This window comes from Kitasatospora sp. CB02891, assembly GCF_002803145.1.
In the GTDB taxonomy this organism is placed as follows: Bacteria; Actinomycetota; Actinomycetes; order Streptomycetales; family Streptomycetaceae; genus Kitasatospora; species Kitasatospora griseola.
Window position 1 is genome coordinate 233,500 of record NZ_NNBO01000011.1, and the last position, 18,583, is coordinate 252,082.

Here is an 18,583-nt window from a genome sequence, read left to right on the forward strand (position 1 = left end):
CGCGCCGAACGGGCGAGCAGCACTCGCGCGAGCCCGCCGCACCGGTCGTACGGTGGATCGAGGGGGCAGCAACCCGGGGGACCGACCCGAGGAGAACGCGATGCCCGGCTCCATGACCATCAGCCACACCGACGCGCTCGTGATGCTCAGCCACCAGGACGCCGAACGGCTCGCCGGCGTCCTCTCCGGCCTCTCCCGCCTCGCGGCGACCGGCCAGCTCCCCGCCGCCGCGACCGCCGCCCTGTCGGGCGGCGACCCTCCGGACCGCGCGGAACTCGCGACCTGGTGCCACAACCTTTCGGACTACCTGCGCGATCACCTCTGAGTGGTCGGCGGGGGTGGGGAACCGCGCGACAGGCGCACAACCGGACCGCAAGGTCGCGATCAACGGCGAGTCTTTGCCCGCGTCGCGCCCTTGCGGTCAGGTGCGTTCCCCTTCGCGCAGTCCTCCCCCAGCTCTGGCGGGGCCGGGAGGTGTCCCCGTGCGCCTCTGGTGGTGCTCTCCCCTGTTTGTGCGTCCGACAGCCCTTGCGGGCAGGTAAGTTGGAGGGATGGAGCTGTCATGGGTGACCGTGGACACGCCGTTGCCGAGTGGGGCGATGAAGTTCGGGGTGACGGCGAACGGGGTGGCCGCGGCGACGTACGCGGGGGAGGTCTTCGCGGGGAAGCCGGTGGGAGTGCCGGAGTGCGGGGACACCCGGGCGCGGGCGTTGGTGGAGGCCCGGGTGGGGGAGTACTTCGCCGGGCGGCGGCGGGAGTTGGGGCTGCCGATCGACTGGCGATACGCGACCGGGCCCCATCTGACGGTGCTGCGTTGCCTGTTCACCGAGGTGGAGTACGGCAAGGCCATCACGTACGGCGAACTCGCCGCCCGTAGTGGGGTGTTCGAGGATCTGTCGGGTCCTGGGCTGCCGGCCCGGACGGTGGGGCAGATGATGGGGGCCAATCCGCTGCCGTTGCTGGTGCCGTGCCATCGGGTGGTGGCGGCGGACGGGCTGGGCGGTTTCGGCGGGGCCTGGCACGGGGTGGAGACGAAGCGGTGGCTGCTCACCCTGGAGGGCGTGCTGCCTCCGACCCTCGACTGGGACGGGCCGGCGGACTGAGCCCGCGGGTCAGCGGGCCGCGGCGGTCGGCAGCAGCGCCTCGTCGAGCCGCTCCAGCGCGGGGGCCGCGGACTGTCGCGGCAGGACGGCCTGGACGCCGGAGACCAACGTGTACTCGCCGAGCGCGAGTTCGGCCGCCGGGGGCAGCAACGGGCGCGAACCGAGGGCGAGTTCGAGCGCGGCGGCGGGCAGGTTGAGTCCGCAGAGCCGGAGTTGGTGCAGGCCGCCGGACGGGCGGGTGTTGATGTCGAGGATCACGGGGCGGCCGTCGGGCTCGTGCCGGAACTGGACGTTGGAGAGGTGGCCGACGCCGAACTGTTCGACCAGGCGGCGGGCCGGCTCCAGGTAGCAGGGGTCGACGGTGAAGCTCCGGCGGCGGCCCTGTTTGGTGCGGCCGACGGCGGCGAGCAGTCGCCCGTCCTGGTCGGCGAGGCAGTCCACCGACACCTCGGGGCCGCTCAGGTAGGGCATCACCAGCAGGTCGGCGGGTGCGGTGGAGGACATCAACGCGGCGAGGACCAGGTCGAGTTGGACCCGGGCGTCGACGTACCCGGCGAGCCGGCGGAGGCTGAACGGCTCGCGGGTGAGGATCCGGAAGCCCTCACCGCCGGCGCCGCTCGCGGGCTTCAGGCAGGCCGTCGCGCCGGTGGCCTCGATCTCCTCGACGGCGACCAGGAGTTGGGCGGCGGTGTCGGCGTGCCGCCACAGCGGGGTGGGCAGGCCGGCGGCGTCGAGGGCGCGGTAGCCCTCCGCCTTGCTGTCGAACAGGGCGATCGCGGGTGCGGGCGGGCAGATCAGCGCGGTGCCGAGCGCCTCGAACTCCCGGCGGCGCAGCGAGATCGCCAACTGGTGCAGGCGGGGCAGGAACACGTCCACCCGGTGACGGGCGCAGAATTCCAGCGCGAATTCCACGTAACTCTCGGCGGACGGCAGATCCGGTTCCAGCAGCCCGAGGTCGGCGGCGGCGAGCACCGGGGAGTCGGGGTCGACGTGGGTCGCCAGGACGTGCACCGGGCGCGGCGCGGACCGCAGCAGCTCGATGAAGAAGACGTTCTCGGCGTAGGTGCGGTTGAGCCAGACGCGGACGGGCGCGGTCACGGAAGGTCTCCCTGGAGAAGGGCGTGCCGATGGGAGGTCACCGACCGGTTCGCCTGCGCTGTGGCGGCGGTCACCATGCGGTGTGGGGGCCACCTTAGCGCTGTTCCGGAGCGGTTCGAACAAGGGGGCGGTGAGCTGCGCGGACGCTTCGAAACCGGGGTTCGGCGGGGCCCTCGGGAGCGCCCGGCGGGGCGTGCGGGAGGACGCCGGGAGGCTCGGGCGGACCGGACGGCGATCGGCCCCGCGCACTGGTCGCACCGTTCGGCTTGCACACCTGAATCACCCGCACGAGTGATTGCCGCGGCCCCTGACCGACCGTCAGCATGGTTGCCGCCAACCGCCGTCGACACGATCACGAGGCCCTCGGAATGACGACCGAAACCACCGCCGGAATTCCCCAGACGAGGCCGCAGAGCAGCCTCTCGGTGGCGGCCGCCAAGAATCTCGCGTCGACCACCAAGTCGGCGCCGCAGATGCAGGAGATCAGCAACCGCTGGCTGCTGCGCGCACTGCCCTGGGTCGAGGTCTCCGGCGGCACCTACCGGGTGAACCGGCGGCTGTCGTACGCGGTGGGCCGGGGCCGGGTGAGCTTCACGCAGACCGGTCGCCAGGTCTCGGTCGTGCCGCCCACGCTGCGCGAGGTGCCGGTGCTGCGCGGCTTCGAGGACGACGCGCTGCTCGCCGAGCTGGCCGGCCGGTTCGTCCAGCGGGACTTCGCGGCAGGCGAGTTGCTGATCGAGCAGGGCCGCGAGATCAACGAGGTGTACCTGGTCGCGCACGGCAAGGTCGACCGGATCGGCACCGGCCGGTACGGCGACGCCACCGTGCTCGGCACCTTCGCCGACGGCGACCACATCGGCGACGAGGCGCTCACCGTCGCCGACCGCCGCTGGCCCTACAGCGTCAAGGCCGCCACCGCCGGCACGGTGATGGTGCTGTCCTGGCCGGCCTTCCAGGAGCTGGTGGACCGCTCCGAGGCGCTGCGCGACCAGATCCTCGCCTTCGTCGCGGACTCCCGGCTCCCGCAGAACCGCAAGGGCGAGGCGGAGATCGGCATGTCGGCCGGCCACGAGGGCGAGTACGACCTGCCCACCGCCTTCGTCGACTACGAACTCGCACCCCGCGAGTACGAGTTGAGCGTCGCGCAGACGGTGCTGCGGGTGCACAGCCGGGTCGCCGACCTCTACAACAAGCCGATGGACCAGACCGAGCACCAGCTCCGGCTGACCGTCGAGGCCCTGCGCGAGCGCCAGGAGCACGAGCTGGTCAACAACCCGGAGTTCGGCCTGCTGGCCAACGCCGAGTACAGCCAGCGGATCCAGACCCACTCCGGCCCGCCCACCCCCGACGACATGGACGAACTGCTCTGCCGTCGCCGCAGCACCAAGTTCTACCTCGCCCACCCGAAGGCGATCGCCGCCTTCGGCCGCGAGTGCAACCGCCGCGGCCTGTACCCGGAGACGGTGCAGGTGGACGGCAAGACGGTCCCCACCTGGCGCGGCGTCCCGATCTACACCTGCAACAAGATCCCGGTGGTGAACGGCTCCACCTCGATCCTGGCGATGCGCGTCGGCGACGACAACCAGGGCGTGATCGGCCTGCGCCCCGGCAAGCTGCCCGACGAGGTCGAGCCGGGACTGAACGTCCGCTTCATGGGGATCGACGAGAAGGCGGTCATCTCCTACCTGGTCAGCGCCTACTACTCCGCCGCGATCCTCGTCCCGGACGCCATCGGCGTGCTGGAGAACGTGGACGTCGCCAACTGGCACGACTGACCGGGCGGCGGGCCCGCCGTCCCGGGCCCGCCCCGCCGACCGCACCGGCACTCGGCCGGCGCGGAGATCCGCCCGCCCCGCACCCGGGGCGGGCCCAGGGGGAGGACTCACCATGGCCATCACCGTGTTCGAACGCGAGCAGCCCGGCGGTGACACCCCGCTCGTCGACGGCACCCGCGACACCGCCGAGGCACTCGCCCTGCTCGGCCGGGCCCGCACCGTGGTCGACCCGGCCCTGCGCGCCGCCGTGGACACCCTCCCGGACTCGATGCGGCAGATCGCCGGCTACCACTTCGGCTGGCAGGAGGCCGACGGCACCCCCAGCGCGGCCGGCGCCGGCAAGGCCATCCGCCCCGCGCTGGTCCTCGCCGCGACCCAGGCCGTCGGCGGCCGTCCGCAGGATGCCGTCCGGGCCGCCGCCGCCGTCGAACTCGTGCACAACTTCACCCTGCTGCACGACGACGTCCTCGACCGCGACCACACCCGCCGCCACCGCCCCACCGCCTGGCGGGTGTTCGGCACCACCGGTGCGATCCTGGCCGGCGACGCCATGCACTCGCTCGCCCTCCGGGTACTCGCCGAGGACCCCCACCCGGCCGCCGCGGCCGCCGTCCGCCGCCTCGCCGACTGCGTGGTCGAACTCTGCGCCGGACAGCAGGCCGACTGCTCCTTCGAACAGCGTTCCGACGTCACCCTCGCCGAGTGCCTCGCCATGGCGGAGAGCAAGACCGGCGCCCTGCTCGGCTGCGCCTGCGCCCTCGGCGCGCTCTACGCGGGCGCGGACGCCGCCACCGCCGACGCGATGGACGCCTTCGGCCGCGAGATCGGCCTCGCCTTCCAGCTGATCGACGACCTGATCGGCATCTGGGGCGACCCCGCGGTCACCGGCAAGCCGGTCGGCGCGGACCTGGCCGCCCGCAAGAAGTCCCTGCCGGTCGTCCACGCCCTCTCCTCCGGCACGGCGGACGGTGCGGAACTCGCCACGCTCTACGCCTCCGGCCGCCCGCTCAGTCCTGCGGAGCTGGCCGCCGCCGCGACCGCCGTCGACCGCGCGGGCGGCCGCGCGTGGGCACAGGGCGAGAGCTGCGAACGGATGGCCGCCGCGATCAGCCACCTGGCGGTGGCGGTCCCGGACCCGACCCGCACCGACGAGCTGCTCGCGCTGGCGGAGCTGGTCACGCGGCGCAACTACTGAGAGCCGGCGGCGCGGGAGCGGGGAGAGCACCGCCAGGGTACGGACGTGCTCTGCGCCTGCCGCGCAGTTCCGCCCCCTCGGCTTCGCCCGGGGGTACCCCCGGCCCCGGCTTTCGCGCCCGCCCGCGGTCATCCCTTGAGCAACGCCGCTTCCTTCTGCGGGTCGATCCCCAGCGGGGTCTCCAGCTGCCGGTAGGCGACCTCGTCGCGGCCGCCGGATTCCAGCCAGGCCCAGGTGTCGGAGACGGTCTCGGCGAGGGGACGGATGCGCAGGCCGGCGGCCGTCGCGGTCGACGGGTCGGCGTGCCAGGTGCCGTGCCAGCCCTCGGTGACGGGGGCCCAGAGGGGGAGTTCCACCCAGGGGGAGACCTCGGCGGCGAGCAGGGTCGCGTCGGGGGTCCAGACGAACTCCGCGTCGGAGCCCGTCGCGGAGCGGCACGCGGCGAGGAACGCCCCCATCGTCGTCGAGCCGATCGGTGAGGTGGTGACGAAGCGCCCGGTCGCGCGCCTCTCGGCGAGGTCGAGGCCGAACGAGGCGAAGTCGCGGGCGTCGATCAGGCTGAGCGGGTTCTCGGGGGCGCCCGGGGCGAGTACGCGGCCGCCGCGGGCGATCCGGTCGAGCCACCAGGGGAGGCGGCCGATCGGTTCGTGGGGGCCGATCAGGAGGCCGCAGTTGAGGATCGCCGCGGGGCCGAAGTCATCGAGCAGGGCGCGCTCGCAGCCGGCCTTGAGGGCGTTGGCGAACGGCTGGTCCGGTCCGACGTCGCCGGCGCAGTCGAGGGTGGGGGAGTCCGCGTCCACCGGGCGGGCGGGCCAGTCGGCGAAGGCATGGATGGAGGAGACGAAGCCGTAGTGGCCGGCCCGGTCGCGGAGCAGCCGGGCGGCGGTGGCGACGTCGTGCGGCTGCTGGCCGGAGGTGTCGATCACCGCGTCCCACTGCCGGCCGTCGACCAGTCGGTGCAGGTCGTCGAGCGAGGTGCGGTCGCCGTGGACGGCCTCCACGCCGGGCAGGTCGGTGCGGCTGACGCCGCGGTTGAAGGTGGTGACGCGGTGGCCGCGGGCGAGCGCCTCGGCGGCGTAGGCGCGGCCGAGGAACTTGGAACCGCCGAGCAGAAGGATGTCCATGGGTGCAGCGTGTCCGGTCGGCCGGCCGGCCATCCGCACTCTTCGCTGTCGGCAGAGGAGAAAGGTCGGCCGGTGGTGCGTCGGAGGGTCGCGGCGACGGTCGGGCGGAGGGCCGCATAGCATCCCCGGTGTACCGGTATGTCTGAATGATCCCTTTTCGGGGAGGAGGGTGGACGGCATGGGCGGCCCGGCCAGCGGGGATCCGGCGGCGGTCCGGCGGACGGCGGCGCAGGCGTGGATCCGGGGCTACCCGATGCTGGCGAACTACGGGACGCTCCACGTGCAGGCGATCGACGACGCGGATCCCCGGTACGTCGGGGGTTTCGGCGTGTTCCGGCACTTCGCGCGCCCGTTCACCCCGGCCGACACGGACGTGGTGACGCCGAACAACGACACCCCGTACTCGTGGGCGTGGCTCGACCTGCGGGCCGAGCCGTGGGTGCTGGAGGTGCCCGCCACCGAGCGGTACCACGTGCTGCCGGTGCACGACCTGGACACCGCGTACGCGGGTTTCGTCGGCACCCGGGCCACCGGCAGCGGCGGCGGCCGTCACCTGATCGCCGGCCCCGGCCACCGGGCGGACCCGCCGGACGGCTTCGACACGGTGGTGCGGACGGACACCAACCTGGCGGGCATCGTCCCCCGGACGTACCTGGCCGGGCCCGCCGACGTGCCGGAGCTGCGACGCGTGCAGGCCGGGTACCGGCTGAAGCCGCTCAGCGAGCACCTGGGCACCCCGCGGCCGGTGGCGGCCGAGCCGGCGTGGCCGGTGTGGCGCGGCGAGGAGGTGCTCGGCACCCTGGAGTTCTTCACCTTCCTGGACTTCCTGCTGGGCTTCTTCCCGGTCCTGCCGGCCGACGCCGAGCTGCGCGAACGCCTGGCCGAACTCGGCGTCGGAACGGGCGACTTCGAGCCCGCCGCACTGTCCGCCGAAGTCCGCAGGGCGATGCTCGCGGGGATCGCCGACGGCCGCGAGCAGCTGGCCGCGGCGGCACCGGGCGCGGCCACCGGGAGCGCCCTGTTCGGCACCCGCGAACAGCTCGGCACCCGCTACCTGGACCGCGCGTGCGGCGCGCTCACCGGCCTGTACGGGCTGCCCGCCGAGGAAGCCTGGTACGGCGGCTGGGAGTCCGAGGCGGGCGGCCGGCTGCCGGCCGTGCTGCGGTTCGATCCGGGCCGGCTCCCGCCCGCCCGGTACTTCTGGTCGGCGACCATGTACCGCTTCCCGGAACGGCAGTTGGCGCCCAACGACATCGACCGGTTCTCGATCGGCGACCGCACCCCCGGCCTGGTGTACGCCCCCGACGGCTCGCTGACCGTGTACCTCCAGCACGAACGCCCCACGGACCCGGCCGAGTCGGCGAACTGGCTGCCCGCCCCGGCCGGCCCCTACCAGGTCGTGGTGCGCGCGTACGGGCCGGAGCCCGAGCTGTTGAACGGCAGTTGGCGCCTGCCGATGCCCACTCCCCGCTGAACCCGCAGAAAGGACGTCCGCCATGGTTGACGCCACGCCCGAGATGCTGGCCGCCGAGGCCTTCGTGTACGGCTACCCGCTGGTCGCCGACCTGACCATGGTGGACACCATCCACCGGCGGGGCATGGGCTCGATCCCCCCGACCGAGTGGAACGCCTTCGGGCACGGCGCCGAACTGGCCGGCCCCGGTTCGCACTTCGTGTCGGTGAACAACGACACGGTGTACTCGGTGGCCCCGCTCGACCTGTCCGGCGGCCCGCTGCTGCTGCACGTCCCGGACTCCGCCGGCGCCTACTACGTGCTGCAGTTCATCGACGCCTGGACCAACAACTTCGCCTACCTGGGCCGCCGTTCGTCCGGCACCGCCGAACAGGCCTGGCTGATCGCCCCGCCGCACTGGCGGGGCACTCCGCCCGAGGGCGTGCCGGTGATCGTCGCCCCGACCCTCGTCGCGGCGATCGCGGCCCGCCACGCCTGCGCCGGACCCGAGGACCTGCCCCGGGTGCGGGCCCTGCAGGACAAGTTGACGCTCACCCCGCTCGAAGCGGGCCGGAAACTCGCCGGGCTGCCCGGGCCCGCCGACGGCGTGCCCGAGGAACTGGGGTTCCTGGAGCGGCTGCGGGTGTGGATGGCCGCCTTCCCGCCCGCCCCCGCCGACGTCGAGTTCCAGCACCGCTTCGCCCCGATCGGGCTGCTCGACCGCGGCCGCTCCCCGTACCTGGACGGGCCCGCCGACTGGGTGCAGGCACTCGCCAAGGGCCTGGCCGCGGGCCGCGAACGAGTGGAGGCGGCGAGCGTCGGCACCGTCGAGCCCACCGGCGAATGGACCGCCAACCTGCACCTGTTCGACTACAACCTGGACCACCTCGGCCCCGGCACCCGCGACGAACCGCAGTGGAAGGTCGCCGACCGCCGCGCCACCTACCTCACCCGCGCCGTCGCCGCCCGCACCGGCCTGTGGGGCAACCACGCCTACGAGGCCACCTACGCCACCACCTACCACGACGCCGAAGGCCACCCGCTGGACGGCGCCCGGGCCTACACGCTGCGCTTCGAACAGCCGCCACCGGTCGGCGCGTTCTGGTCGCTGACGATGTACGACACCCCCGAGTACCTGCTGGTCCCCAACGACATCGACCGCTACTCGATCGGCGACCGCACCCCCGGCCTGGTGCACGCCCCCGACGGCTCCCTCACCCTCTACCTCCAGCACCGGCAGCCCACCGACGCCGACGAATTCGCCAACTGGCTGCCCACCCCGCCGTCCGGCTTCCGACCGATGGTGCGGATGTACCAGCCACAGGACGCGATCCTCGACGGCAGCTACCGGCTCCCGCCGATCAAGCCCCGTTGAGCCGGCAGGCGGACGCGAAACCAGGGGCGCGAGAGCCGACGGGCGCGAAACCAGGGGCGCGTGGCGGTACCTCCCGGCCCGCCGGGGCTGGGGGAGAACCGCGCGAAGGGGGAACGCACCCACCAGCGAGATCGCGACGGGGGCAATGACCTGCACCTGATCGCGACCTTGCGGACGGGCCTTGCGCTTGTCGCGCAGTTCCGTCCACTCGGTCAGGACGGCGTGCCGGTGGGCGTGGCCGACGGGCTCGGGCTCTCCGTGGGGGGCGGGGACGACGACGGCGACGGCGACGGGGGCGGGGGCGACGGCGACGAGGAGCCGCCGGGTGTCGGCACCCCGCGGTGGTCGGTGCCGCCCTCCAGGGTGACCACGGCGGTGGACGGGGCCAGTGCCAGGTGCGCCGTCCAGCGCGACTGCGGGGCGCGGGACTCGTCCACCGTCACGATGACGGTGATCCGCTGGCCGGGTGCGAGGGTGCCGGAGTCCCGGCTGAGGCGCAGCCAGTCGACGTCCAGGACGGCGTGCCAGGTCAGCGGGCGGTCGCCGGAGTTGGTCAGGGTGAGGACGGTGCGGCTGCCGTATTCGCCGGCCTCGACGGTCAGCTGCTCCCGGGCGGCGGTCGGCGGGGCGGGCTCGGCGGTCGGGGGCGGGCCGGACGGCCGGGTCGGGCCGGGTGAGGGGGCCGCCAGCACCGGGCCGTGCGTCGTCGGCAAAGACGTTTCTGCGGCGATCGCGCCCGCCAGCTGGAGGGAGCTCACCGCGGGCGGCAGCGCCACGGCCGGCGGCTGCGAGTCCTGCTGGTCCGTCGGCGCGTCGACCCGCACCGAGGACACCGCCGCGGTGCGTCCGTCCGGCCCGCCGCCCTGGTGCGCGCTCCACAGCGCCACCACGGGCGCGGCCAGCACCGCCGCCAGCACACCCGTGGTCACCACCCGCTGGCGCACGGCCGAGCCGCGGACCGGCACCACCACCCGGTGCCGGGGGAAGCCTCGCCGGTCGAACTGCGGCTCGCCGCCGGCCAGGCCCCGCGCGGCCCGCCGGCCGGCCGCCGCGCCGGACAGGAACGCGGTGCCGCCCCCCGGCGGCGGAATCGGGCGCAGCCGGGTCGGGGCCGTCAGCAGCGGCAGACCGGGCAGCCCGGCCAGGCCCTGCCCGAGCTGCCCGGCCACTCGTTCGGCGGTGCCCCGGCAGGTCGGGCACTCCACCAGGTGGTCGACCAGTTCCCGGCGGAGCGCCGCGCCGAGCACCCAGCCCCGCCAGGACTCCGCGCCCGTCCCGCCGAGCTGCGCCAGTTGCGGGCAGGAGCCCACACCGAGCACCAGGAGCGCCGTCCTGGTCCGGCCGACCTCGGCGCCCGCGGCGTCCAGCAGCGCGGCGGCGGCCTCGCCGGTCAGGCCGAGCACCGCCGCGACCTCGGCGGCGTCCAGCCGGTGCCGGACCGCCAGCTCCAGCGCCTCGCGCTGCTCCGGGTCGGTGCCGGCCGCCTCCGGCCAGGCCAGCGAGGCGAGCTCGCGGGCGGTGCCGGGCGCGAGCGACGCGGCGGGGCCGGCGCCGTTCAGCCGGGCCAGGCAGCGGTGCCGGGCCAGCGCGTACAGCCAGGCGCGCAGCAGCGCGGGTTCGGTGAGCCGGTCGCCGTGGCGGCGGGCCAGGTCGCGGACCTCCAGCACGGCGGTGGTGGCGGCGTCGTGGTCGCAGAGCACGGACAGGCAGTAGGTGAACAGCCCGTCGACGCTGGCGCCGTACGCCCGCAGGGCCGGGGAGGGGGCGACGGGGTGGAGCTGGCCGGTGGTCACGTCATCGACGGTAGGCAGCGCAAACCCTCCGCCCGGTGGGTTTGCGCCGCTTGTCCTTCTTTCGGGTAACACCACCGCTTCCTTGTTCGCCTGGTTGACGCCGAGCGTTGACGTCGCCCGTTGACGCCGAGCGTTGACGTCGCCCGTTGACGCCGAGCGTTGACCTCGCCCGTTGACGCCCCGGCCGCCGTCCGCCGTGGACTGTCGGTGCGAGGCGCTACCGTGGCGCGCATGGCTGCCCGTACCAAGACCACCGCCAAGCCGCGCCCGGCATACCGCTGCACCGAGTGCGGCCACCAGCTGCCCAAGTGGGTCGGCCGCTGCCCCGAGTGCAACGCGTGGGGGACGGTCGAGGAGTACGGCGCGGTGCCGATCCGGACCACGGCGGCCGGGCCGGTCTCCGCGCCGGCCAAGCCGATCGCGCAGGTCGACGGCCAGGTGGCCACCGCCCGTTCCACCGGCGTGCCGGAGCTGGACCGGGTGCTCGGCGGCGGCCTGGTGCCGGGCGCGGTGGTGCTGCTGGCGGGCGAGCCGGGCGTCGGCAAGTCCACCCTGCTGCTGGACGTCGCGGCGAAGGCCGCCACCGACCGGCACCGCACGCTGTACGTCACCGGTGAGGAGTCCGCCGGGCAGGTCCGGCTGCGCGCCGACCGGATCAACGCGCTCTCCGAGCACCTGTACCTGGCCGCCGAGCAGGATCTCGGCGCGGTGCTCGGCCACATCGAGGCGGTCAACCCGGGCTTGCTGATCCTGGACTCGGTGCAGACCATCGCGTCCGCCGAACTCGACGGCGCGCCCGGCGGCCCCGCGCAGGTCCGCGAGGTGGCGGGCGCGCTGATCCGGGCGTCCAAGGAGCGCGGCATGGCGACGCTGCTGGTCGGCCACGTCACCAAGGACGGCCAGATCGCCGGCCCCCGCCTGCTGGAGCACCTGGTCGACGTGGTGCTGTCCTTCGAGGGCGACCGGCACGCCCGGCTGCGGCTGATCCGCGGCGTGAAGAACCGCTACGGCGCGACCGACGAGGTCGGCTGCTTCGAGCTGCACGACGAGGGCATCGTGGGCCTCGCCGACCCGTCCGGCCTGTTCCTGACGCGCCGTGACAAGCCGGTGGCCGGCACCTGCCTGACCGTCACCCTGGAGGGCAAGCGCCCGCTGGTGGCGGAGGTGCAGGCGCTGATGGTCGATTCGCAGATCCCCTCGCCGCGGCGCACCACCTCGGGCCTGGAGTCGCCGCGGATCGCGATGATCCTGGCGGTGGTGGAGCGGCACGGCGGCGTGAAGCTCGGCAAGCAGGACATCTACACCGCCACGGTCGGCGGCGTGAAGCTCACCGAGCCGTCCGCGGACCTGGCGATCGCTCTCGCGGTGGCGTCCTCCTCGACCGACACGCCGCTGCCGAACAACCTGGTGGCGATCGGCGAGGTCGGACTCGCGGGCGAGGTACGCCGGGTGACGGGTGTGCAGCGGCGGCTCGCCGAGGCGCACCGGCTCGGATTCACCCACGCCCTGGTGCCACCGGACCCGGGCAAGGTGCCGCCGGGCATGAAGGTGGTGGAGGTGTCCGACATCGGCGAGGCGCTGCGGGCGATCCCCGGCCGCCGCGCCCGTTCGAAGCCCCGTCAGGACGCCGCGCCGCAGGGCGTTCCGGCCGGGCGGGCCCCCGCGCGGGAGCGCGCCGCCGCCCCGGTGCCGGCGTACCCGGACGAGTTGATGGCGGGCTGGGAGCCGCTCGACTCGGACGAACTGGCCTGACCCACGTCCTGTTGCTGCCGCACGCAGTTAGACTGCACCTGCTAATTGCCATCAAGTGCAGTAATAACAGACAGACCGTCGGGCGCCGCGCCACACGGTCCGGGTCGGCCCAAGGAGTCACGTGGCAGCCATCGACCGGGCGGACAAGTCCACCCGCGAGGAGGCCCTGCTGCGGGCTTCCCTCAGTGCGGTCGCGCCGGGCACGGCGCTGCGGGACGGGTTGGAGCGGGTGCTCCGGGCCAACACCGGCGGTCTGATCGTCCTCGGCTTCGACAAGAGCGTGGACGCGCTGTGCACCGGCGGTTTCGTGCTGGACGTCGAGTTCACCGCCACCCGGCTGCGCGAGCTGTGCAAGCTGGACGGCGCGGTGATCCTCGACAAGGACATCACCAAGATCCTGCGGGCCGGCGTGCACCTGATGCCGGACGCCAACATCCCCACCGACGAGACCGGCACCCGCCACCGCACCGCCGAGCGGGTCAACCGGCAGACCGGCTTCCCGGTGGTCGCGGTCTCGCACTCGATGCGGCTGATCGCCATGTACGTGAACGGCACCCGCCGGGTGCTGGAGGACTCCACCACCGTGCTGTCCCGCGCCAACCAGGCGCTGGCCACCCTGGAGCGCTACAAGCTGCGCCTCGACGAGGTGGCCGGCACGCTGTCGGCGCTGGAGATCGAGGACCTGGTCACCGTCCGGGACGTCTCCGCCGTGGTGCAGCGCCTGGAGATGGTCCGGTTGATCGCCGGCGAGATTGCCGGGTACGTGCTGGAACTCGGCACCGACGGCCGCCTGCTGTCGCTCCAGCTGGACGAGCTGATCGCCGGCGTCGAGCCGGAGCGCGAACTCGTGGTCCGCGACTACTTCCCGGACCGGGCCGCCAAGAAGGGCCGCACCGTCGCCGAGGTGCTCGACGACCTGGAGGCGCTGACCCACGCCGAGCTGCTGGACCTGCAGACCGTCGCCAAGGCGCTCGGCTACACCGGCGCCCCCGAGTCGCTGGACTCCGCGGTCTCCCCGCGCGGCTACCGGCTGCTGGCCAAGGTGCCGCGACTGCCGAACACCGTCATCGAGCGGCTGGTCGACCACTTCGGGGGCCTGCAGAAGCTGCTGGCCGCGTCCATCGACGACCTCCAGACCGTGGAGGGCGTCGGCGAGACCCGGGCCCGCTCGGTGCGCGAGGGCCTGTCCCGGCTCGCCGAGTCCTCCATCCTGGAACGCTACGTCTGAGGGCCCGTCAGTCGTCGGCGGGCAGCACGGCGTACATCAGCGCGAACAGGGTCACCTCGACGGCGTCCGGCGCGGCGGAGTCGTCCTCCGCGAACATCTCGTCCAGCACCTCGTCCAGCCGGGAGCGCAGCTTGCGCAGCCGCTCCGGGGTGAGCCGCACCGAGGTGTGCGCGAACTTGTTGGGGCGCGGGTTGCCCTGGGACGCCGGGGTCAGGTCGATCCGGCCGGCCAGGAAGTTGCGCCGGAAGTCGGCCCGCACCAGGTCCATCGTCGCCAGCATGGTGTCCAGCGCGGCCGGCGGCTGCTCGCCCTCCGCAAGGACCTGCGGGGACAGCCGCAGTGACTGCTGGGCGGAGCGGTAGCGACTCTCCACGATCCCGGAGACCAGCCGGGTCTCCGCGACGTACACCAGCCCGGTCTGCTCCAGCTGCTTGATGTGCCGGTACAGCTTGGTCGGCGCCTCGTCGAGCTCGGTCGCGATCTCCTTCACCGACAGCGGCTGCGGATCCCGCTTCATCAGCGCGCTGAGCACGGCCAGGCGCAGCGGGTCGGCGAGCGCTTTCAGCGTCGCGACGTCGGTGACCTCGCGTTCCTTCATCTGATCAACCACGTTCACATTCAGCCACAGCGTTCAGGTCTTGTGCAATCATTCGCGCCCGTGCAACTATTCACGCCAACGTGAATGGTTGCCGATGTGTGAACGGGGTGGAGTGATGACGGTGGCCGAGAACCCGACGACGGTGGCGCCCGGGACGGTGCCGCTGCGCCGCAACCGAAGGTTCCAGACGCTGTGGGCGGGATCCGCGGCCGCGATGCTCGGCACCTGCGTCGCCGACACCGCGTACCCGCTGCTGCTGCTCGCCATGACCGGATCGCCCACCCTCGCCGGGGCGTTCGGCGCCGTCCAGTTCGGCGCGTCCGTGCTGTTCGGCCTGCACGGCGGCGCCGTCGCCGACCGGCACGACAGGCGGCGGGTGCTGATCGTCGCCGACGCCGTCCGCCTGCTCACCGCGCTCAGCGTGGCCGTCGCCCTGCTCGCCCACCGCCTCACTGTCCCGCACGCCCTGCTGGCCGCCGCCGCCATCGGCGCCACCATGGCCTACGGCGGCCCCGCCCGGATGCTCGCGCTGCGCGCCGTCGTCCCGCCCGAGCAGCTGCGCCAGGCGCTGTCCCAGGACGAACTCCGGGTCAACGGTGCGGCCCTGGCCGGGCCCCCGCTGGCCGGCCTGCTGCTCGGCCTCGGCCGGGCCGTGCCGTTCCTCGCCACCGTGCTGGCCTCCGCGGCCGCGCTCGGCGCGTCGATCGCCGTCCGCTTCGACAGCGGGACGACGGACGGGGCGGCGGGCGGGACGACAGGCGGCGCGGCGGACGGTGCGGCGGACGGCGGGAAGGAGAAGGGCGCGGTCTTCGCCGGACTGCGGTACCTGCTCACCGACCCCGCGCTGCGCGCCACCGTGCTGGTCACCGTCGCGCTCAACCTGGCCGGCTCCGCGATGCTGCTGGCCGTCATGGTGCTGCTGCGCGACCACGGCACCTCCGAGGCCGGCACCGGCCTCGCCCTCACCGGCGAAGCCGTCGGCGGCCTGCTCGGCGCCCCCCTCGTCACCCGCCTGCACCGCACCCTCGCCCCCGGCCCCCTGCTGCTCGCCGTCGCCTGGAGCGCCGCGCTGCTGTTCCTCGTCCCCGCCTTCGCCGTCGGCCCCGTGGTGGTGTTCGCCGCCCTCGCCGCGATGTCCCTCGGCGTGCCCGCGCTGCGCGTCATGCTCGACGTGCTGGTCTTCCAGCAGGTCCCGGAGGCGATGCGCGGCCGCGCCGTCGCCGCCACCATGACGCTGCTGATGACCGGCCTGCCCGTCGGCACCATGACGGCCGGCCTGCTGCTCGACCACCTCCCCGCCACCACCGTCCTGCCCCTGCTCGCCGCGCTGTTCGCCGCCGGGCTGCTCCCGCTCACCCTCGGCCGCTCGCTGCGCGGCACGAGCTGGCCGAAGGCGTGAGCCGCGGGGCCGGGACGGCGCCCGCGGGTTTCAGTGCCCGAGGTCCCGGTGCCGGGTGCTTCAGTACCCGATGGTGAAGCGGCGCTGCACGTGGCGGGGCAGCTCGGCCTCGTCGACCAGGGCGACGGCGGCGTCCTCGGCGGAGATCCGGCTGAGCCCGTCGGCGTCCAGCACGGGCTGGTCGCCGCCGAGGCGGAAGCGGCCGGTGCGCTCGCCGGGGCCGATCTGCTCGGCGGGGCTGAAGTAGGTCCACAGCCGGTTGGAGGTGCGCAGCACGTCGAGCGCCTCCCGGTGGCCGCGGACGGCGGCGGCGTACTCGCGCGGCAGGCCGAGTTCGTCGAGGGCGGCGTGGAGGAGCCCGTCGTGGTCGGCGCGCACCACGCCCGGTGCGAGCTCCAGGCTGCCGGCCCCGCCGATCACGATCAGCCGGACCCGCGGGCGGCCGTCCAGCGCGGTGAGCAGCGAGCGGGCGGCCTGCGCGTAGACGCCCGGGTCGGCGATCGAACGCCGGACGGTGTCGTGGAAGTCGAGCGAGGCGTTGCCGGGCTGGAAGCCGCTGATCAGGACGTCCAGCCCGGGCGGCAGCGCGGCGGCGACGCTCGCCGGATCCAGGACGTCGATGCTCGCCCAGTCGAGGTTCTCCCGCCGGTCGGTGATCGCGGACGCGTCCCGGCTGAACGCCGTGACCCGGTGGTCGCGGCCGAGGGCTTCGGTGACGATCCGGCTGCCGATGGTGCCGGTGGCTCCGATGACGCCGATGTGCATGGTTCTCCCCTGGTCTCATGCCTGCGGGCAGCCGGGTGCTGCACGCCATGCAGTGACTATACGGCGTGAAGTTTTCGCACGGCAATCAGGACCGTGACGCTGTAGATTCGACCCGTGGCAGCCACCCCCAGCACCGGACGGCGCGAACGACTGCGCGCCGAGACCACCGCCGAGATCAAGCGCACCGCCCTGGACCTGATGCGCTCCGGCGGCCCCGACGCGATCACCCTGCGGGCCATCGCCCGCGAGATGGGCATGACCGCGAACGCCATCTACGGCTACTTCGCGACCCGCGACGACCTGGTCACCGCCCTGATCGCCGACGTCTACACGGCGCTGGCCGACGCCGTGGACTCCGCCTGGGCCGCCGGCGCCGCCGAACCCCCGGCGGCCCGGATCCGGGCCTGGGCGGACGCGTTCCGGGCCTGGGCGCTGGCCAACCCCGAAGGCTTCCGGCTGATCTACGGCGACCCCGTCCCCGGCTACCGGGCCCCCGGGGGCGGCGCCGCACCCGACGCGGCCCGCCGGGTCTGCGTCGGCATCGCCGCCCTCGCCGACGCCGCCTGGGCGCACGCCGAACCCGCGCACGGCGGCGCGGACTTCGACTGGGACGACTTCGACGCCGGCCTGCTCGACAAGGTTCGCCCGGCGTTCCCCGCCCTGCCCCCGGCCGGCGTGGCCCTGGCCCTGCGGATCTGGGGCCACCTGCACGGCCTGGTCGCCCTGGAGGTCTACGGCCACCTGGGCGTGCAGACGGTCTCGCCCGACAAGCTGTTCCGGGTCGAACTCGCCCAGCTGATCAGGTCACTGGGCCTGGCCTGAGGCCTGTCTTCCGACCCGCGCCGCAGCCCCGCTGCGTCGGGTGCGTGCGCTCGGCGTGCCGGGTGGAAGGCCTCGCACTGGGTGTCCTCGGCTCTTCGCCCGGTGCGATGAGAGCGGGTGCCTGGGGGTGCGTCGTGGGGCAGGCGGCGGTGTGAAGACAGGCCGTGGGACGTGTCCGGCCGCCCGGGGCGTCAGCCCTCCAGGCGGATCGAGGTGCGGGCCGACAGCGGGCCGCCGGCCGGGCCGGTCAGGTCGGCCTGGACCAGGTAGTTGCCGGGCTGGGCCGGCGTGGGGTCGGCGGTGGCGCACTGCGGCTTGGAGCGGTTGCGGTCCCAGCCGAAGGTCTCGGTGACGCCGCTGTTGCCGGCGATCTGCGCCCAGGCGTCGACCCGCTCCGGGATGCAGTCGGCGGACGACCAGATCCGCTCGTTGGTGCTGGAGGTGATGGTCAGCGCCGAGTGCTCGTGCGACAGGTTGACCCGGCAGCCGGAGCCCGAGGAGTTGCGGACGGTCAGCGCGAGGCGCGGCTTGTCCTTGGCGGCGAAGGAGTTCTGCGCCGGGGCCAGCTCCAGCGACAGCTGCGAGGTGGCGCAGACCGGGAGGGCCATCACCTCGGGCGTGTTGACGGCCGGCGAGGGGCCGGGCGTGGCGGCGCGCCCGCCGCCGCTGCCGCCGTTCGAACCGGTGCCGCCGGTACCGCCGGTGCCCGAGCCGCCACCGGTGCCCGAGCCGCCACCGCTGCCGCTGCCGCCGGTCACGTTCAGGTCGCCGGCCGTGCCGCCGGAACCCGAGCCCGAGCCGCCGCCGGGGCGGCTGGTGATGGCGGAGCCGCTGGGGGAGGCGCCGGGCGTGATGGACTGCGCGGGCGCGGGCAGCGGATTGGTGGTGTCGGCCGCCTTCTTCTGCTTCCCGTCCCCGCCGGTGCCGAAGGCGAGCCAGCCGACCAGCAGCAGGACGACGGCGAGGACGGCGAGGACCACGACGCGCCGCCGCCAGTAGATCGAGGCGGGCAGCGGTCCGACGGGCTGGCGCAGAGAAGGCACGGGCAAACTCTACGAGACCTTGTGCATCTGTTGACGCATCAACACCGCAGCAGGGGCACT

16 protein-coding genes are annotated in these 18,583 nt (G+C 74.1%); 10 read left to right on the forward strand and 6 right to left on the reverse strand.

What is annotated here, in order from left to right:
• The first annotated feature begins 100 nt into the window (after positions 1 to 100).
• Both CG736_RS24275 and CG736_RS24280 read left to right on the forward strand, forming a co-directional pair.
• The gene (locus CG736_RS24275; protein ID WP_100588292.1) at positions 101 to 325 is read left to right on the forward strand and encodes a hypothetical protein; all 225 of its coding nucleotides are present in this window, start codon (positions 101 to 103) and stop codon (positions 323 to 325) included.
• 241 nt (positions 326 to 566) lie between these two features.
• Positions 567 to 1,103, forward strand: a complete 537-nt coding sequence (locus CG736_RS24280) for a methylated-DNA--[protein]-cysteine S-methyltransferase (RefSeq protein WP_232734139.1) — start codon at positions 567 to 569, stop codon at positions 1,101 to 1,103.
• Positions 1,104 to 1,112: 9 nt separating this feature from the next.
• Here CG736_RS24280 and CG736_RS24285 read toward each other — a convergent pair whose 3' ends face one another.
• Positions 1,113 to 2,201: an ATP-grasp domain-containing protein gene (locus tag CG736_RS24285; RefSeq protein WP_100588294.1), complete on the reverse strand. Its 1,089-nt coding sequence runs from the start codon at positions 2,199 to 2,201 to the stop codon at positions 1,113 to 1,115.
• Positions 2,202 to 2,569: 368 nt separating this feature from the next.
• Between CG736_RS24285 and CG736_RS24290 the strand changes: the two genes are divergently transcribed.
• A complete protein-coding gene (locus CG736_RS24290; RefSeq protein WP_100588295.1) occupies positions 2,570 to 3,976 on the forward strand; it encodes a family 2B encapsulin nanocompartment shell protein in 1,407 nt (468 codons plus the stop codon).
• 112 nt (positions 3,977 to 4,088) lie between these two features.
• A complete protein-coding gene (locus CG736_RS24295; RefSeq protein ID WP_100588296.1) occupies positions 4,089 to 5,171 on the forward strand; it encodes a family 2 encapsulin nanocompartment cargo protein polyprenyl transferase in 1,083 nt (360 codons plus the stop codon).
• Between the two features lie 128 nt (positions 5,172 to 5,299).
• Here CG736_RS24295 and CG736_RS24300 read toward each other — a convergent pair whose 3' ends face one another.
• Entirely contained in the window at positions 5,300 to 6,295 is a 996-nt protein-coding gene (locus CG736_RS24300) for an NAD-dependent epimerase/dehydratase family protein (protein ID WP_100588297.1), read from the reverse strand.
• Between the two features lie 178 nt (positions 6,296 to 6,473).
• Between CG736_RS24300 and CG736_RS24305 the strand changes: the two genes are divergently transcribed.
• Positions 6,474 to 7,769: a DUF1254 domain-containing protein gene (locus tag CG736_RS24305; RefSeq protein ID WP_100588298.1), complete on the forward strand. Its 1,296-nt coding sequence runs from the start codon at positions 6,474 to 6,476 to the stop codon at positions 7,767 to 7,769.
• 22 nt (positions 7,770 to 7,791) lie between these two features.
• Positions 7,792 to 9,123 (forward strand): DUF1254 domain-containing protein, encoded by a 1,332-nt coding sequence (locus tag CG736_RS24310; protein WP_100588299.1) that lies wholly within the window; start codon positions 7,792 to 7,794, stop codon positions 9,121 to 9,123.
• Between the two features lie 212 nt (positions 9,124 to 9,335).
• Here CG736_RS24310 and CG736_RS24315 read toward each other — a convergent pair whose 3' ends face one another.
• A complete protein-coding gene (locus CG736_RS24315) occupies positions 9,336 to 10,916 on the reverse strand; it encodes a sigma-70 family RNA polymerase sigma factor (RefSeq protein WP_100588300.1) in 1,581 nt (526 codons plus the stop codon).
• Between the two features lie 231 nt (positions 10,917 to 11,147).
• Between CG736_RS24315 and radA the strand changes: the two genes are divergently transcribed.
• Together radA and disA are read left to right on the forward strand one after the other, a co-directional pair.
• Positions 11,148 to 12,668, forward strand: a complete 1,521-nt coding sequence (radA, locus tag CG736_RS24320) for a DNA repair protein RadA (protein ID WP_100588301.1) — start codon at positions 11,148 to 11,150, stop codon at positions 12,666 to 12,668.
• A gap of 121 nt (positions 12,669 to 12,789) precedes the next feature.
• Positions 12,790 to 13,896, forward strand: a complete 1,107-nt coding sequence (disA, locus tag CG736_RS24325; protein ID WP_043914862.1) for a DNA integrity scanning diadenylate cyclase DisA — start codon at positions 12,790 to 12,792, stop codon at positions 13,894 to 13,896.
• Between the two features lie 7 nt (positions 13,897 to 13,903).
• On the opposite strand, the gene CG736_RS24330 is transcribed toward disA, so the two are convergent.
• Positions 13,904 to 14,506 (reverse strand): helix-turn-helix domain-containing protein, encoded by a 603-nt coding sequence (locus CG736_RS24330; protein ID WP_157815705.1) that lies wholly within the window; start codon positions 14,504 to 14,506, stop codon positions 13,904 to 13,906.
• A 103-nt stretch (positions 14,507 to 14,609) separates the two neighbouring features.
• On the opposite strand from CG736_RS24330, the gene CG736_RS24335 reads away from it, so the two are divergent.
• Positions 14,610 to 15,893 carry an MFS transporter gene (locus CG736_RS24335; RefSeq protein WP_100588303.1) on the forward strand — a complete coding sequence of 428 codons (1,284 nt, stop codon included), beginning with the start codon at positions 14,610 to 14,612 and terminating at the stop codon, positions 15,891 to 15,893.
• Positions 15,894 to 15,953: 60 nt separating this feature from the next.
• Here the strand turns inward: CG736_RS24335 and CG736_RS24340 are convergent, their stop codons facing one another.
• A complete protein-coding gene (locus CG736_RS24340) occupies positions 15,954 to 16,658 on the reverse strand; it encodes an NAD(P)-dependent oxidoreductase (protein WP_100588304.1) in 705 nt (234 codons plus the stop codon).
• 114 nt (positions 16,659 to 16,772) lie between these two features.
• On the opposite strand from CG736_RS24340, the gene CG736_RS24345 reads away from it, so the two are divergent.
• Positions 16,773 to 17,480, forward strand: a complete 708-nt coding sequence (locus CG736_RS24345; protein WP_100588305.1) for a TetR/AcrR family transcriptional regulator — start codon at positions 16,773 to 16,775, stop codon at positions 17,478 to 17,480.
• A 191-nt stretch (positions 17,481 to 17,671) separates the two neighbouring features.
• On the opposite strand, the gene CG736_RS36455 is transcribed toward CG736_RS24345, so the two are convergent.
• Positions 17,672 to 18,523: a hypothetical protein gene (locus tag CG736_RS36455; protein WP_157815706.1), complete on the reverse strand. Its 852-nt coding sequence runs from the start codon at positions 18,521 to 18,523 to the stop codon at positions 17,672 to 17,674.
• Positions 18,524 to 18,583 lie beyond the last annotated feature (60 nt).